Source organism: Cupriavidus pauculus (genome assembly GCF_008693385.1).
GTDB classification, from domain to species: Bacteria; Pseudomonadota; Gammaproteobacteria; order Burkholderiales; family Burkholderiaceae; genus Cupriavidus; species Cupriavidus pauculus_D.
In genome coordinates this window covers 3146078-3161957 of sequence record NZ_CP044065.1, presented here as the reverse complement: position 1 = coordinate 3161957, position 15880 = coordinate 3146078, and the positions used below count along the sequence as shown (strand labels likewise).

Genomic DNA, 15880 nt, shown 5'->3' with positions numbered 1-15880 from the left:
GGGAATGGCAGCGCGTCACGCTGCGGGCAGCGGCGGCACGCCGTGCGTCTGGCGGGCCCAGTACGAGAACGTCGCGTTGACGATCGACGGCTTGAGCAGGTAGTCGTGAGCTTCCTTCGCGAGCGCGTCGTCGACGGGCGTCAGCGGGCCGAACGCCTGCGCGCGAATCTGCATGCGCGCGGCGCGCTCGAGGTACACGGAGAGATAGGTGGCCTCTTCGCAGCTCTGGCCCGCGGTGAGGTAACCGTGATGCGCGAGGATGATCGCGCGCTTGCTGCCGAGCGCCCTGGAGATGATCACGCCTTCCTGATCGGCGATGGGCACGCCGGGCCATTCGCCCAGGAATGCGCAGTCGTCGTGCAGCGGCGTCATGTCCATCTGGGCGATGACCAGCGGCTGACGCGCGGCGGCGAGCGCGGACGCCCACGGCGAATGCGTGTGGATGATCGACTGGACGTCGGGGCGCGCCTCGTAGACCCACAGATGGAAACGCGTCGCCGGATTGGGCATGCCGTCGCCGGTCAGCGTGTTGAGGTCGCTATCGACCTCGATGAAATCCTCGGGCGTGGCTTCGTCGAAGCCGAGGCCGAAGCGCAGCGTCCAGTAGGCGCCGGGGCGCTCGGACCGCACGCTGATCTGGCCCGCGAGGCCGGCTTCCTGCTCGGTCATCGCGAGGATGCGGCACGCGTACGCCATGGTCTCCTGCATCGTGCGCGGCTTGTTGCGCAGATGCTTTGCCATCTCCGTGGTGGCGCGCGTGTCGAAGTAGGACTTGTCTCTGAGGGGGGCATTCATACTGTTCTCTCTCTCCGTGGTGGCACGGAGCCCAGTATGGAAACGACGCCTTGCGGGTGCTATGCAGCTACGCGCATAGCAGGTATCTCATTCCGTCACGCCTTTGTCATGCGCCGGCCGGGCCCAGCGCGCGTGCGACTTGTAGCGCGCATTCGAGCAGCGCACCGGTCAGGGGCATGGCATGCCGCTCGCCGTGGCCGATGGCGACGATGCGACGGCGCAGCAGCGGACTGCGGATGCGCAGCTTGCGCAGGCCATAGTCGGCCAGCAGCTTGTCCGGCAGGCGGCACGGGAGGATGCACTCGCCGACGCCCGTGGAGACGAGCTTGAGGATCGCATCGACGGTCTCCGCTTCCGCGACGTAGTCGGGGTGCAGGCCCGCGCTCTGGAGCATGCGGCGCAGCGCGTAGCCCGGCGGAAACCCGACGAGCCGCAGTTCACGGCCCTGCAGATCGACGTCTTCGCCGGTGTTCTGGACTTCGTCCACCCGCGTGACCAGGCACATCTCGTCCTCGAACAACGGGTGCGAGGTCAGCGTCGCCGTATCCACCGCGGTGTCGTAGACGAACCCGAGGTCCGCCTTGCCGCTTTCCACGAGGGACACGACCTCGGGCGAACTGCGCCCCATCAGCGAGAGATTCACGCCCGGATGGCTGCTCACGAACGCGGCCACCACGTCGGCCATGAAGTAGTAGCTCACCGTATGCACGATCGCGAGCCGCACCGTGCCCTGCGTGGTGCCGTGGCTCTCGCGGATGGTGTCCACGGCCTGATCGATCGCGCGGTACGGCCCCCGGATCGCGTCATGGAGCTTCCTGCCCGCTTCGGTCAGCTCCACGCCGCGGCCCGTGCGGATGAACAGCGGCTTGCCCAGATGCGCCTCGAGCGCGGCCAGCTGCCGGCTCAGGCCCGACTGCGTCTGGTCGAGTTCCTCCGCCGCGCGCGAGAGTGACTTGAGTTCGGCGATGCGAAGGAAACTGCGGAGCTGGCGGTCGGGGGTGTCCATGGGGCAGAGGATACAATCAAACACTGTTACCGGAGTCCCACGTTCATGCCCCTTATCGATATCCGCAATCTGCAGCAGGCCGCGGGCGGCTTTGCCGATGCACGCGGCTGGCGCAAGTATCACAGCCCCAAGAACCTCGCCATGGCGCTGAGCGTCGAAGTGGCGGAGCTCGTCGAGATCTTTCAGTGGAAGACCGAGGAGGAATCGCGGCAGGTCATGACGACCGGCGAGCGCGCGCATGTGGAGCAGGAGCTCGCCGACATCACCATCTATCTGGCGCAGCTCGTGACGACGCTCGGCGTGGACCTCGATGCGGCGGTGCGGGCAAAGATGGAGATGAATGCGGTCAAGTACCCTGCCGATCCGGAGCGCGGCTTGCGCTGACGGATTCGGCCGGACCAACCGGAGCCAGCATGGCCACGCGAAGCAAGGCAGGATCGTATCCCTCGAATGTGCATATCGGCATCGGCGGCTGGACCTTCGCGCCGTGGCGAGACAATTTCTATCCGGCAGGGCTCGCGCATGCGCGCGAGTTGCAATATGCGAGCCGGCATCTGACGGCGATCGAGATCAACAGCACCTACCACGGCACGCAGAAGCGTACGTCGTTCGTGAAGTGGCGCGACGAGGCGCCCGATGGGTTCGTGTTCGCCGTCAAGGCCAGCCGCTTCGCGACCAACCGCCGCGTGCTGGCCGAGTCCGGCGACTCGATCGCGCGGTTCATCGACAGCGGCATTGCGGAGCTCGGCAAGAAGCTCGGGCCCGTGGTGTGGCAGTTCGCGCCGACCAAGTCGTTCGATGCCGAGGACTTCGAGGCGTTCCTGGCGTTGCTGCCCGCCTCTGTCGAGGGCGTGAAGCTGCGGCACGTGCTCGAGGTGCGGCACGAGAGCTTCGCCTGCGAGGCATACCTGAAGCTCGCGCGCAGGTACAAGGCGGCCACCGTGTTCACGGACTCGCCGAAGTTCCCGTCGATGGCGGACCTGACGGCGGACTTCGTCTATGCGCGGCTCATGGACAGCAGCGAGAAGCTGGCCACCGGCTACGGACCCAAGGCGCTCGACCAGTGGACCGCGCGCGTGCGGGCGTGGAGCGACGGCAAGGCGCCGGACGATCTGCCGCGTGTGGGCGACAGCGATGGCCGGCTCAAGGCGAAGGACGTGTACCTGTTCTTTATCAACGGCGCCAAGGAGCGCGCGCCGGCCGCCGCGCAGGCGCTGCTCGGCAAGCTTGGCTGGCAGCCGGCGGAGTGAAGGCGCCGGCCCGCCTATAATCCGGCATGACTTCCGCATCCGAACCCCTCTTCTCCACCCTGCCCCTGTCGGCCGGCACGCTGGCCACCCTTGCGCAGCTCGGCTACGACACCATGACGCCGATCCAGGCCGCGAGCCTGCCCGCCGCGCTCGCTGGCGAGGATCTGATCGCGCAGGCCCGTACCGGCAGCGGCAAGACCGCCGCGTTCGCGCTCGCCCTGCTCCACCGCCTGGACGCGCGCCGCTTCGATGTGCAGGCCCTCGTCATGTGCCCCACGCGCGAACTCGCGGATCAGGTCACGCAGGAGGTCCGCCGCCTGGCCCGCGCCGAGGAGAACATCAAGGTCCTGACGCTGTGCGGCGGCTCGCCGATGCGCCCGCAGGTCGATAGCCTGATCCACGGGGCCCATATCGTGGTGGGCACGCCGGGCCGGCTCATGGACCATATCGAGCGCGGCAGCCTCGATATGCGCGCGATCAACACGCTGGTGCTCGACGAAGCCGACCGCATGCTCGACATGGGCTTCGTCGATGACATCGCCTTCGTCGCGCGCCATTGCCCGAAGGAACGCCAGACGCTGCTGTTCTCGGCGACCTATCCGCCGGGCATCGAGAAGCTTGCGCAGCAGTTCATGCGCAAGCCGCGCGAGATCAAGGTGGCCGAGCAGCATGCGCCCGGCAAGATCCGCCAGCGCTTCTACGAGATCGAGGAAGGCCAGCGCCTGAACACCGTGGCGCGGCTGCTCGAGCATTACCGCCCCGCCAGCACCCTCGCCTTCTGCAATACGAAGGCACGCTGCCGCGACCTCGTCGATCTGCTGCGCGCGCAGGGCTACCAGGCCCTCGCGCTGCATGGCGAGCTCGACCAGCGCGACCGCGACCAGGTGCTCGTGCAGTTTGCCAACCGCAGCTGCTCCATCCTCGTCGCCACCGACGTGGCGGCGCGGGGTCTCGATATCTCGCAGCTGGAGGCCGTGATCAACGTCGACGTCACGCCCGACCCCGAGGTGCATGTGCACCGGGTCGGCCGCACGGGCCGCGCCGATGCCGAAGGCTGGGCGTTCACGCTGGTCAGCATGAACGAGATGGGCCGCGTGGGGAATCTGGAGCAGCACCACGGCGGCGAGTTCGAATGGCACGCGGTGGCGGAACTGCTGCCCACGGGCACCGAGCGGCTGCTGCCGCCCATGGTGACGCTGCAGATGCTTGGCGGCCGCAAGGAAAAGTACCGTCCGGGCGACCTGCTCGGCGCGCTGACCGGCGACGCGGGCTTTGCGAAGGAACAGATCGGCAAGATCAACGTGATGGAGATGTCCACGTATATCGCCGTCGATCGCGCCATCGGCCGCGAAGCCGTCCGCAAGCTCAACGAGGTCAAGGTCAAGGGCCGCAAGGTCAAGGTGCGCATGCTCACGGAGTGATTCGCCGAGTGATGCAAAAGCCTCAGCGGAGCTTACGTCCCGTGACAAGATTCGTACAAGTCACCCTGTAAGCGCCGCCGATCCTTTGCTAATCTGGAGAGACGGCCGGCGGCGTTTTGCGCGGTGCCGCACGGATGTCCCAGACGCAAGAGACCGAACGAGGAGTGGGTATGAAAACCGCACGGCAGGTTCTGGAATCGAAGCCAACGCAAGCCATCTTCAGCATCCCGCCGGTAGCGACGGTGTACGCCGCGCTGCAGCTGATGGCGGAAAAAGGGATCGGCGCGTTGCTCGTCATGGAGCAAAACAAGATCGTCGGCATCCTCAGCGAGCGCGATTACGCGCGCAAGGTGATCCTGATGCAGCGCACGTCGCGCGAGACGCTGGTGCGCGAGATCATGACGAGCTCGGTGATCTATGTGCGCGCGGACCAGAGCACCGATGACTGCATGGCGCTGATGACGCGCCATCGCCTGCGCCACCTGCCGGTGATGGACGGCGACGAACTCGTCGGCATGCTGTCGATCGGCGATCTCGTGAAGGACATCATCTCCGAGCAGAAATTCATCATCGAGCAACTGGAACACTACATCTCCGGCAACGTCCACTGAGGCGGCGCGAACCAGATAGCCCGCCGCTATTCGTCCGCCGTTCCGATTGTTTAAAGCAGGCGCCGCCACCGTTCGGTAGACGCATATAATTATGCGATTACTGAATAAGGCCGCGCCTGATGTCCCCGCCTTTGTCCGCTCAAACCGCACAGCCCACCGCAGAGGCTGGCGGGTCGTCTTCCCACTCTCCCGCAGCCCACGCCAGCCACGAGCAACTCGATCACGGCGCGATCATGCGCGTGATCGGCGGCATCGTGCTGTGTATCCTGCTCGCCGCGCTGGACCAGACCGTGGTCATTCCAGCGGTGCCGGCCATCGCGAACGACCTGAACGGGTTTGGGCATCTGTCGTGGATCGTGACCGCATACCTGATCGTCTCGACGGTCACGACGCCGCTCTACGGCAAGCTCTCGGACAGTTTCGGACGGCGCCGGCTGCTGATGATCGCGATCTCGCTGTTCGTGGTGGCCTCGGTGGCCTGCGCGCTCGCCCAGTCGCTATCGCAGCTGATCCTGTTCCGCGCGCTGCAGGGCGTGGGCGGCGGCGGCCTGATGTCGCTGGCGCAGGCCGCGATCGCCGATGTGGTGGCGCCGCGCCAGCGCGGCCGCTACCAGGGGTATCTGGCGATGGTGTGGGCCATGGCGTCGATCGCCGGTCCGCTCGTCGGCGGCTGGGTCTCGGACCATATGTCGTGGCGCTGGCTGTTCTGGATCAACGTGCCGCTCGGCGCGCTCGCCATGGCCATGTGCTACCGCGGCCTCGCGCATCTGCGCCCCCGCGGCGGCGCAGTCCGCGTGGACTGGCTCGGCGCGCTGCTGCTCGCGGTGGCGATCGTCGCGTTCCTGCTCGGCATGAGCTGGGCCGGCGACGCATTCGACTGGATCTCGCCCGAGATGGGCGCGCTGCTCGGCATTACCGCCATCGCGCTCGCGCTGCTCGCGTGGCAGGAACGCCGCGCGCCCGATCCGATGCTCGCGCCGCGCCTGTTCCATAACCGCGCCTATGTGATGGGCGTGGGCGCATCGGCGATGTCGGCGCTCAATATCTTCCTCTGCATCTTCGCGCTTCCGCTGCTGTTCCAGCTCGTGCGCGGCGCCGACGCATCGATGTCGGGCCTGCTCGTGGTGCCGTTCCTGCTGTCCACCGTGGCCGGCAACCTCGTGGTGGCGTGGCTCGCGCCGCGCGTCGGCCGCATGCGCGGCATCCTGACCGGGGGCTACGTCGCCGCGGCTATCGGCCTGATCGCGCTGGCGGCCGCGACGCCCGCCGTGCCGACCGTCTTGGTGCTGATCGCCATGACGATCGCCGGTGTCGGCCTCGGCACGACCATGGTCGGCACGCTGATCGGCGTCCAGAACGCGCTCGAACGCCGCGACATGGGCTCGGGCACGGGCGCGTTGCTCGTTATCCGTTCGCTCGGCAGCGCCATCGGCGGCGCCCTGGCGGGCACGCTGCTGGCGCTCGAGTTCCGCACGGCGATGACGCGGGCGGGCATTGCCGAGTCGCTCGACCTCGGCGCGCTGCGCCACGGGAGCGAGGCCATGGCGCACCTGTCGCCGGCCGCGCGCCAGGCGCTGGCCGGCGGCGTGGAGTCGGGCTTCCACCTGATCTTCGCGGCAGGCGCGCTGGCCGCGATCGTCGCCCTCGTGATCGTCCGCCGCATGCCGGACCTCGAACTGCGCGGCAGCGTCACCGAGCATGCGAAGACCGCGATGATGGACTGAGGCGGATCGCCCGCAGGAACAGTACACTTGGCGCGATCCCCGAACCGGAAGGTTCCTGAACCGGAGAATGCCGCCATGACCCGTACGCTTTCCGCCATGCTGTCAGCCGGCGCCGCCCTGGCGGCGGCCGCGACGATGGCCGCCTTGCCCGCGCAGGCGGCCGACAAACCTGCAACTAACGCCGGCGCCGCCAGCCCCGCCACGAGCCCCGCGGCCGGCGCCTGCCCGGCCTCGCTGAACTTCAAGTTCCCGCGCCTGCAGGACGAGGCCCCGCAGAATCTCTGCCAGTACGCGGGCAAGGTCGTGCTCGTGGTCAACACCGCCAGTTATTGCGGATTCACGCCCCAGTACGAGGGGCTCGAGGCGCTGTACGGCAAGTATCGCGAGCGTGGCCTCGTGGTGCTGGGCTTCCCCTCGAACGACTTCTCGCAGGAGCCCGGCTCGGAGAAGGAAATCTCCGACTTCTGCTACAACACGTATGGCGTCAAGTTTCCGATGCTGGGCAAGACCCACGTGCGCGGCGGCGAGGCGAACCCGATGTACGCGCTGCTGGCCAGGGAGACCGGCACCGCGCCGAAGTGGAACTTCTACAAGTACCTGATCGACCGGAACGGGCAGGTGGTCGGCAGCTACGACAGCAAGACGAAGCCGGACGACAGGCAGCTCGTCGGCAGGATCGAGCAACTCCTGGGCGCGCGCTGAACGCTGCCGGCGCGCCACTGACCATCGCAACCATCGCAACCATCGCAACCATCGCAAAAGGAAAACAATGAAGCTCGTACGTGTTGGGCATCCCGGTGCGGAGCGCCCGGGCCTCGTCGACAGCGACGGCCGCGTCCGCGACCTCTCGGGCGTGATTGGAGACATCGGTCCGCAGGAACTCTCGCCTGCGGCGCTCGCGAAGCTGGCCAGGATCGATCCGGCGAGCCTGCCGCTCGTGGACAGCCAGCGCCATGGCGTGCCCTGGACCGGCATCGGCAAGATCATCGCGATCGGGCTCAACTACGCGGACCATGCGGCCGAGGCGGGCATGGCGCTGCCGGCCGAGCCGATCGTCTTCCTGAAGGCGACCACGTCCCTGAACGGCCCGGACGATCCCGTGATGCTGCCGTTCGGCTCCGAGAAGAGCGACTGGGAAGTGGAGCTCGGGGTGGTCATCGGCACGACGGCGCGCAACGTATCGCGCGAATCGGCGCTGGACCACGTGGCCGGATACTGCGTGGTCAACGATGTGTCCGAACGCGAGTTTCAACTGGAGCGCGGCGGCACCTGGGACAAGGGCAAGGGCTGCGACACGTTCTGTCCCGTGGGGCCGTGGCTCGTGACGCGCGACGAGGTGGCGGACCCGCAGAAGCTCGCCATGTGGCTCGATGTGAACGGCGAACGCATGCAGAAGGGCTCCACCGCGACGATGGTGTTCGACGTGGCCACCGTGGTCAGCTACGTCAGCCGCTTCATGACGCTGATGCCCGGCGACCTCATCGCCACGGGCACGCCGCCGGGCGTCGGCATGGGCTTCAAGCCGCCGCGCTACCTGAACGCGGGCGACACGATGCGTCTGCATATCGAGGGTCTCGGCGTGCAGACCCAGCTCGTGGTGCCCTACGGCGAGCGCTAGAACGCGGACTGTCTGTCGGTCATGCACCGACTTGGGTGCGGGGAATGTCTGTCAACGAGGTTCCCCGCTGAAACGTCTTCATACAAAGCGTCGCGTTTCCTTGCAAAGCGTTCCGTGCGGGCAACAGTTTTGCGGCGATTTGGGGCGCATCCGCACGAAATCCGCAATCGGGGTTTTATCTGCGGATTTCACGTGACACACTGAAATCAACGCTGTCACAAGACGAGAGCCCACGCCATGTCCGAACACGCCCCCGAAATAGAGTCGATATTGAAGACGGTTCAGCTCGACGAACCCGATGCCGACGGTACCTCCGCCGACAAGCCTTTCAAGCCCCGCCACTTCTGCACGCTGCACGACACGCTCGACAGCCGGGCCGAGCTGCAGGACATCCGGCGCCACATCCACCAGCACCCGGAACTCGCGTTCAACGAGCTCCACACCTCGGAACTCGTCGCGAGCCGGCTCGAGGCGTGGGGCTACGAGGTCACGCGCAACGTGGGCGGGACCGGCGTGGTCGGCACGCTGCGAAACGGCCAGAGCCGCCGCAGCGTGGGCATCCGCGCCGATATGGATGCGCTGCCGATCCACGAGCGGTCGGGACTGCCGTACGCCAGCGTGCATGAAGGCAAGATGCACGCGTGCGGCCACGATGGTCACACCACCGTGCTGCTGGGCGCGGCCCGCCAGCTTGCGCGCACGCGCCAGTTCGACGGCACCGTGAACCTGATCTTCCAGCCGGCCGAGGAAATCGGCGCGGGCGGCGGGGCAGAGCGCATGCTCGCCGATGGCCTGTTCGAGCGATTCCCCTGCGACGCGATCTTCGGCCTGCACAACCATCCGGGCGTGGAAGCGGGGACGTTCATGTTCCGCGCGGGGCCGTTCATGGCCGCGTGCGATACGGTGGCCATCACGATCCGTGGCAAGGGCGGCCATGCCGCGCGTCCGCATCAGGCCATCGATCCGATTCTCGTCGCGGGCAGCCTCGTCATGGCATTGCAGTCGGTCGTGGCGCGTAACGTCGATCCGAACGAGACCGCGGTGGTGACCATCGGCACGCTGCATGCGGGCCACGCCCCGAACGTGATTCCCGACAGCGCGCGCATGGAAATCAGCGTGCGCTCGTTCAGCGCCGAGGTGAGGGCGTCGATGGAGGCGCGCATCCGCCAGCTGGCCACCGCGCATGCCGAAGGCTATGGCGCGACCGTGGAGATCGACTACGTGCGCGGCTATCCGGTGCTCGTGAACAGCGAGCGCGAGACGGCGTTCGCGCAGCAGGTCGCCGAGGAACTCGTGGGGCCGGAACGCGCGATCGGCAACTTCCATCGCATCGCGGGCAGCGAGGACTTCGCGTACTTCCTGCAGCAGCGCCCGGGCTGCTTCGTGCGCATGGGCAATGGCGCGAACCAGCCGCTGCTGCATAACGCGGGGTACGACTTCAACGACGAGAATCTGACCGTGGGCGCCGCGTACTGGACGCGCCTGGTCGAGCGTTACCTCTCGGACGAGGCCTGACCGGCCGCTATCGGAAGAACGCGCTCGGCGGCACGCCGAACTGCCGCTTGAACATCGTCGCGAACGCGCTGGGGCTGTCGTAGCCGAGGTCCAGCGCGATATCCACCACCTTCTCTCCCGCGGCCAGTTTTTCCAGCGCCGCGAGCAGCCGCGCCTGCTGGCGCCACTGCCCGAACGTCATGCCCGTCTCGCGCGCGAACCGGCGCTGGATCGTCTTGGGATCGAGCCCGAGGCGCGCGCCCCAGTCCACGAGCGTCAGATCGGAATCGGGCGTCTCCACGATTTCCTCGCAGATTTCCCGCAGCCCCGCGTCGTCGGGCCGTGGCAGATGCAGCGGCAGCGTCGGCACGCGCAACACCTCGTCCAGCAGCAGCCGCATCAGCCGTCCGTCGCGCGAGTCGTCCGCATAGGGCAGGGGGATGTCGATCGCCGCGAGGATCAGTTCGCGCAGCAGCGGGGAGATGCCGAGCACCGTGCATTGGGTGAGCAGGTCCGGCGCGGCATCGGGACGGATATAGGCGGTCCGCATCTGCACGCGGCTGGCCATGCGGATCCAGTGGGTGGTATTGCCCGGCATCCACATGCCGCGCGTGGGCGGGACGAGCCACTGGCCCTGCGCCGTGTTGACGACCATCACGCCGTGCACCGCATGGACGAGCTGCGCGTGGGGATGCTGGTGCGGCTTGGTCTCGTGGCCTGCCGCATAGTCGGCCGCCATGGCCGTGACCGGCATCGGGCTGCGGTCGAACTGCAGATAGGCGGGCGAGGGCGCGTGGGAGTCCGCGCGCGCGGGGGTCGGGGCGGTTTTGCCTGTGGGCATGTCCTTTTCTCCAAGGTCGCGCCCCCATTCTCGCAGGACAGGCGCTGTTTTGCCATTTAGCATCTGCGGACAGTTGGAAAAGGTTCCCAGAAATTTCCAAGGATTCCCAGCGAGACAACCGGGCCAATGAGCCCCCCGCACCATGACCACCACCGTCCATACCGCCCAGGCCGCCGCCGGCGCGGCGCAGCAGAAGGAGGAGGGCACGCGCTTCCGCGTGTTGTACGCGATCAGCTTCGCGCACTTCCTCAACGACATGATCCAGTCGCTGATTCTGGCGATCTACCCGATGCTCAAGGGGGGCTTCAACCTGAGCTTCACGCAGATCGGCCTGCTGACGCTGACCTATCAGATCACGGCCTCGCTGCTGCAGCCCATCGTCGGCCTGTACACCGACAAGCATCCCAAGCCGCATTCGCTGGCCATCGGCATGGGCTTCACGCTCGGCGGCCTGCTGCTGCTGTCCGTGGCGCCGACCTACGGCGTGCTGCTGGTGGCCGCCGCGCTGGTGGGCACGGGCTCCTCGATCTTCCATCCGGAGTCGTCGCGCGTGGCGCGCCTGGCATCGGGCGGCAAGCACGGTCTGGCGCAGTCGATCTTCCAGGTCGGCGGCAATGGCGGCAGTGCGATGGGTCCGCTGCTGGCCGCATGGATCGTCCACACGCAGGGCAATGTCGCGTGGTTCTCCGTGGCGGCCGTGATCGCGATCGCCGTGCTGTGGCAGATCGGCGGCTGGTACGGCCGTCATCTGGCCGAACGCGCGGGCAAGAAGAAGGCCGCCGGCGCCGTGGCGAAGCTGCCGACCTCGACGGTCGTGCGCGCGATCGCGGTGCTGCTGCTGCTGATCTTCTCCAAGTACTTCTACATGGCGAGCCTGAACACGTACTACACGTTCTATCTCATGGAGAAGTTCGGGCTCACGCGCCAGTCGTCGCAGGTGTACCTGTTCCTGTTCCTGTTCGCGGTGGCGGCCGGCACGATCCTCGGCGGTCCGATCGGCGACCGCGTCGGACGCAAGCAGGTGATCTGGGCCTCGATTCTCGGGGTGGCGCCATTCACGCTGCTGCTGCCGCACGCGAACCTGTTCTGGACCGGCGTGCTGACGGTGGTCATCGGTTTTATCCTGGCCTCGGCGTTCTCGGCGATCCTCGTGTTCGCGCAGGAACTGATTCCGGGCAAGGTGGGCATGGTGTCCGGGCTGTTCTTCGGCTTCGCGTTCGGCATGGGCGGCATCGGCGCCGCGGTGCTGGGCCACCTCGCCGATACGCACGGCATCACGTCGGTCTACCGTCTCTGCGCGTACCTGCCGCTGCTGGGCCTGCTGGCCGTGTTCCTGCCGGATCTGCGAAAGCGCGCGGTCGCCTGACAGCCGCGCCTGCGGACAAACGCCCTCTGCCGAAAGGCGAGGGCGTTTTTTTGCTGCTTACTTGCCGGCCTTGTCCTGCGACACGTCCATGATCATGCGCGTCAGCAGATACAGGCGCGGCGTGACCGAGTTCAGGTCCACGTATTCCGCGTCGTTCGAATGCGCGCCAAAGCCGCGCAGGCCAAAGCGCTCGATCACGGGGGCCTTGGTGCCGGCCGCCGCGAACGCGGCATCGGTGCCGCCGCCTTCGGCGGTGTCGTACACGGCCAGCTTCTCGCCGATTTCCGCATAGATGCCCTGCGCGTGCGCGGCCAGCGTGCGCGCGGCCTGCGTGACCTCGAGCGGCGGACGGCGGCGTTCGAACTTCACCTCCACCTTCGTATCGGGAATCAGCTTCTTCTGAATCCGCTCATGCAGCGTCTTCTCGAGGCCGTCGTAGTCGGCGGTGCGGAGCACGCGGACGTCCGCCTGCGCGGTGGCGATGGCCGGAATCACGTTGCGGTTGGTGCCGGCGCTGGCGATCGTCCAGTTGACCTTGAGACCCGTGTCCGGATTCGACAGGTCGCGCATCTGCAGCACCTGGTTCGCCATCTCGTAGAACGCATTGCGGCCGAGCTCGGGCGAGCTGCCCGCGTGCGACGACTTGCCTTCCACCTTGAGCGCGATGGCGCCGATGCCGCTGGTGGCCAGCGACAGGCGGTCCCCGCTGATGCGCGTGGCCTCGCACGAGAACACGGCGTCCTGCTCGGCGCCGAGCTTCGTCATCGTCGCGCGCGCGCCCGGCGAGCTGATCTCCTCGTCGCCGTTGATCAGCACGGTGAGCGTGCCGTAATCCTTGAAGTTCATCTTCTGCAGGATGGCCACGGTGTGGAGGATCACCGCGACGCCGTTCTTGTCGTCGGCGATGCCCAGGCCGTAGGCGCGGTCGCCTTCCACGCGGAACGGCTGCTGCGCAAGCATGCCGCGCAGGTAGACGGTATCCATGTGGGCGATCAGCATGATCTTGCGCTTGCCGGTGCCCTTGAACTGCGCCAGCACCATCTTGCCGACCTTCTCGGGCGTGTCTTCCATCCGATAGACCTCGGTCGGCTCCACCAGCTTCGCGTCACCGCCGAGCGCGGCAAGCCGGTCGCGGATCAGGTTGGCAATGCGGTCCAGGCCTTCGATGTCCTTGCTGCCCGACTCGATCGACACGAGGTCGCGCATGGTGTCGATCAGCGCGGGCTTCTCCTGCTGGGCCAGCCGATAGGCGGGCTCGACCGGGGCGGCCTGCGCGGCGCAGGCCAGCGTGGCCAGCGCAAGCGCGAGGGAGGCGGAAAGCGGCCGCAGGGCGGGGTGTGGCATGTCGGATGCTCCTGTTGTTGTGGGGTAAGTGACGCGAGGCAAAATCTTGGCGATGCCGGCGCGCCACGTAAAGTGTTTTTTGTGCACGCACTGACATGGAACAATCGATCGGGCGAGGAATCTCGATCCGGGCATGCGTTTTGCGGCATCATTGCGGTCATGAAGTCCGCCGTAACCCCGTCTTCCCCCGCCTCCGGGCGTCCCGCCTGCGCGCATTGCCTCGCGCTCGCCGCCGATTCGCGCCGGCGCGAGCCGCATGCGTGCCTGGCCCTGCGCAGCACGGCGCCGCTGGTCAGCCAGAGCGCCGCGGGCGTGCCGTACAGCATGATGTCGTTCACGTGCCGCGAATGCGGGACGTCGTGGCGGCTCTACGATCGTGCCAACGAGCTCTTCGTCTCGTGGGTGCCCGAGCAGCCGCTGGAGACATCGCCCCCGCCGGCGAATGGCCCCGGTGCGTGATTCCGGTGCGCCGGACCGGCGAATGACCCGTTTCCGGGCAACCGCATTCCCATTCCAAACCTCTGCCGACCCTCAGCTTCTCACCATGGTTTCTCCCCTTAGCACGCCGATCCGCACGCCGATCCGCACGCCGAACCTTGCGGCCCTCGCCCTCGCCGCCGGCCTCACCGCCACCGCCGGCGTCCCTGCCGCCCACGCCGCGCAGCCCGACACGTACCCGAGCCGCCCGATCCGTCTGATCGTCGCCTACCCGACCGGCGGCATCAGCGACACCGTCGCGCGCGCGCTGGGCGACCAGCTGACCGCGCAGATGGGCGCATCGGTCGTGGTGGAGAACCGCGCGGGCGCGGGCGGCAGCATCGGGATCGACGCCGTCGCCAAGGCGGCGCCGGACGGCTATACGATCGGGTTCGCCTCGACGAGCCCGCTGACGCTCAACCCGCATGTCGGCCGCGTCAACTACGACCCGCGCCGCGATATCGCGCCGGTGATGAGCGTCATGTACTCGCCGGTGCTCGTGGTCGCGACGCAGGCCTTCACGGGCCAGTCGTTCCCGGACCTCATCGCCCAGTCGCGCGCCAAGCCGGGCTCGGTGCGCTGGGCGACGTCGGGCCTGGGCACGGTGGGCCACGTGATGCTCGAGCAGGTCAGGGCGAAGTCGAAGGCCGACGTGACGCTGATTCCGTACAAGGGCGGCGGCCAGCAGATGAACGACGCGCTCGGCGGCCAGTTCGAGGTCATGAGCACCAACGCGAGCCCGCAGCTGACGGGCCAGATGCAGGCCGGCAAGCTGCGCGCGATCGCCGTGGGCGCGCCCAAGCGCATCGAGAGCCTGCCGAACGTACCGACGATGGCCGAACTCGGCTTTCCGAAGGCCAACCTGACCTCGACGTTCGGCGTGTTCGCGCCGGGCAAGACGCCGCCCGCGATCGTCAATCGCCTCAACGCGGAACTGAACAAGGCGCTGGCATCGCCCGAGGTGCGCGAGCGCCTGCTGCGTGACGGCGAAGTGCCCACCGGCGGTACCGCCGCGCAGTTCGCGGCGTCGATTCACGCGGAATACGATGACAACGCGCGCATCGTGAAGGAAGCGGGCATCAAGGCGGACTGAGCGGGACCCGTCCGACCCACGCGGCCCGCTACACCGCATCGAGCCGGCAGCCGAGGCCGTGGACCGTGCGCAGGTCCACGCCGTTGTGCGGCCAGAGTTCGAGCTTGCCGCGCACGCGCGACAGGTGACTGTCGATCGTGCGCGCGCCGTCGGACACCTTGCCCTGCCAGACCTGATCCACCATCAGGCGCCGCGTGACCAGCGCGCCGAGATGGCGGAACAGCAGCAGCGCGAGCGCGAACTCCTTCGGCGCCAGCTTCACGCAGCGGTCGCGCACCCACGCGCGGCGCTCGCCCACCTCGAACCGGTAACGGCCATAGACGAGCTCGGGAGAGTCGTTGCCGAGATGGCCGGCACCGCTTCCCCCGATATTCCCCGCACGCCGGAACGGCGCCGCCGCGCGCCGCGCGAGCGCCTCCACCCGCGCCACCAGCTCGCGTTCGCGCACGGGCTTGCGCAGGCACGCATCGGCGCCGTCGCGCAGGCAACCCACGACTTCCGCTTCGTCGTGCGCGGCGGACAGGACCACCAGGGGCACGCCGTGACCGAACGACTGCCGCACGATACGCACGAATTCGCGGACATCGGCGCCGCCGTGGTCGCTGTCCAGCAGCAGCGCGTCGAAGCCCTGATGCCGCATCGCGTCGAGCAGCGCGGTACCGTGGCGGAAGCGCATGCAGCGGTGGGCGCCACGGCGCAGCGCGCGCTCCAGCAGCATCGCGCGCGTCGGATCGTCGTCGAGCACGGCTATATCCACGGCAGCGGCCTCCGGCAGGGATCAGGGGAGGGCCCATGGTAGGAGGCTCCGCCGCGCGCACGAAGTAAACTTTTGTTGCGGGC

Annotated in this window: 16 protein-coding genes; 11 read left to right on the top strand and 5 right to left on the bottom strand. The window is 67.7% G+C overall.

The annotated features are described in order from the left end of the window. Positions 1-15: 15 nt before the first annotated feature. Together FOB72_RS14550 and FOB72_RS14545 are read right to left on the bottom strand one after the other, a co-directional pair. Positions 16-795: an aldolase gene (locus FOB72_RS14550; RefSeq protein WP_150373249.1), complete on the bottom strand. Its 780-nt coding sequence runs from the start codon at positions 793-795 to the stop codon at positions 16-18. 106 nt (positions 796-901) lie between these two features. Next, a complete protein-coding gene (locus FOB72_RS14545; RefSeq protein ID WP_150373248.1) occupies positions 902-1801 on the bottom strand; it encodes a LysR family transcriptional regulator in 900 nt (299 codons plus the stop codon). Positions 1802-1846: 45 nt separating this feature from the next. Here FOB72_RS14545 and FOB72_RS14540 point away from each other — a divergent pair, with 45 nt between their 5' ends. The 8 genes from FOB72_RS14540 (at position 1847) to FOB72_RS14505 (ending at position 9940) form a co-directional block, all read left to right on the top strand. Beyond that, on the top strand, positions 1847-2185 hold the full coding sequence (locus FOB72_RS14540; protein WP_150373246.1) for a nucleotide pyrophosphohydrolase: 339 nt from the start codon (positions 1847-1849) through the stop codon (positions 2183-2185). 29 nt (positions 2186-2214) lie between these two features. Then, positions 2215-3051: a DUF72 domain-containing protein gene (locus tag FOB72_RS14535; RefSeq protein ID WP_150373245.1), complete on the top strand. Its 837-nt coding sequence runs from the start codon at positions 2215-2217 to the stop codon at positions 3049-3051. A gap of 26 nt (positions 3052-3077) precedes the next feature. Continuing rightward, entirely contained in the window at positions 3078-4472 is a 1395-nt protein-coding gene (gene dbpA, locus FOB72_RS14530; RefSeq protein ID WP_150373244.1) for an ATP-dependent RNA helicase DbpA, read from the top strand. A 170-nt stretch (positions 4473-4642) separates the two neighbouring features. Further along, positions 4643-5083 (top strand): CBS domain-containing protein, encoded by a 441-nt coding sequence (locus tag FOB72_RS14525; RefSeq protein WP_109582434.1) that lies wholly within the window; start codon positions 4643-4645, stop codon positions 5081-5083. A 233-nt stretch (positions 5084-5316) separates the two neighbouring features. Beyond that, a complete protein-coding gene (locus FOB72_RS14520; protein ID WP_223851528.1) occupies positions 5317-6807 on the top strand; it encodes an MDR family MFS transporter in 1491 nt (496 codons plus the stop codon). 75 nt (positions 6808-6882) lie between these two features. Further along, positions 6883-7509, top strand: a complete 627-nt coding sequence (locus FOB72_RS14515) for a glutathione peroxidase (protein ID WP_223851346.1) — start codon at positions 6883-6885, stop codon at positions 7507-7509. Between the two features lie 67 nt (positions 7510-7576). Continuing rightward, positions 7577-8425: a fumarylacetoacetate hydrolase family protein gene (locus tag FOB72_RS14510; RefSeq protein WP_150373241.1), complete on the top strand. Its 849-nt coding sequence runs from the start codon at positions 7577-7579 to the stop codon at positions 8423-8425. 237 nt (positions 8426-8662) lie between these two features. After that, entirely contained in the window at positions 8663-9940 is a 1278-nt protein-coding gene (locus FOB72_RS14505) for a M20 aminoacylase family protein (RefSeq protein ID WP_150373240.1), read from the top strand. Positions 9941-9947: 7 nt separating this feature from the next. On the opposite strand, the gene FOB72_RS14500 is transcribed toward FOB72_RS14505, so the two are convergent. Further along, positions 9948-10760, bottom strand: coding sequence for an AraC family transcriptional regulator (locus FOB72_RS14500; protein ID WP_150373239.1), 813 nt, complete (start codon positions 10758-10760; stop codon positions 9948-9950). Positions 10761-10902: 142 nt separating this feature from the next. On the opposite strand from FOB72_RS14500, the gene FOB72_RS14495 reads away from it, so the two are divergent. Then, positions 10903-12126 carry an MFS transporter gene (locus tag FOB72_RS14495; protein WP_150373237.1) on the top strand — a complete coding sequence of 408 codons (1224 nt, stop codon included), beginning with the start codon at positions 10903-10905 and terminating at the stop codon, positions 12124-12126. Positions 12127-12183: 57 nt separating this feature from the next. On the opposite strand, the gene FOB72_RS14490 is transcribed toward FOB72_RS14495, so the two are convergent. Then, complete coding sequence (locus FOB72_RS14490; protein ID WP_150373236.1) at positions 12184-13470, bottom strand: M20/M25/M40 family metallo-hydrolase; 1287 nt, start codon at positions 13468-13470, stop codon at positions 12184-12186. Between the two features lie 159 nt (positions 13471-13629). Here FOB72_RS14490 and FOB72_RS14485 point away from each other — a divergent pair, with 159 nt between their 5' ends. Together FOB72_RS14485 and FOB72_RS14480 are read left to right on the top strand one after the other, a co-directional pair. Beyond that, the gene (locus FOB72_RS14485; RefSeq protein WP_191002156.1) at positions 13630-13929 is read left to right on the top strand and encodes a hypothetical protein; all 300 of its coding nucleotides are present in this window, start codon (positions 13630-13632) and stop codon (positions 13927-13929) included. 85 nt (positions 13930-14014) lie between these two features. After that, positions 14015-15040: a Bug family tripartite tricarboxylate transporter substrate binding protein gene (locus FOB72_RS14480; RefSeq protein ID WP_150373234.1), complete on the top strand. Its 1026-nt coding sequence runs from the start codon at positions 14015-14017 to the stop codon at positions 15038-15040. Between the two features lie 28 nt (positions 15041-15068). Here FOB72_RS14480 and FOB72_RS14475 read toward each other — a convergent pair whose 3' ends face one another. Next, on the bottom strand, positions 15069-15797 hold the full coding sequence (locus tag FOB72_RS14475; RefSeq protein WP_150373233.1) for a response regulator transcription factor: 729 nt from the start codon (positions 15795-15797) through the stop codon (positions 15069-15071). Positions 15798-15880: the final 83 nt, after the last annotated feature.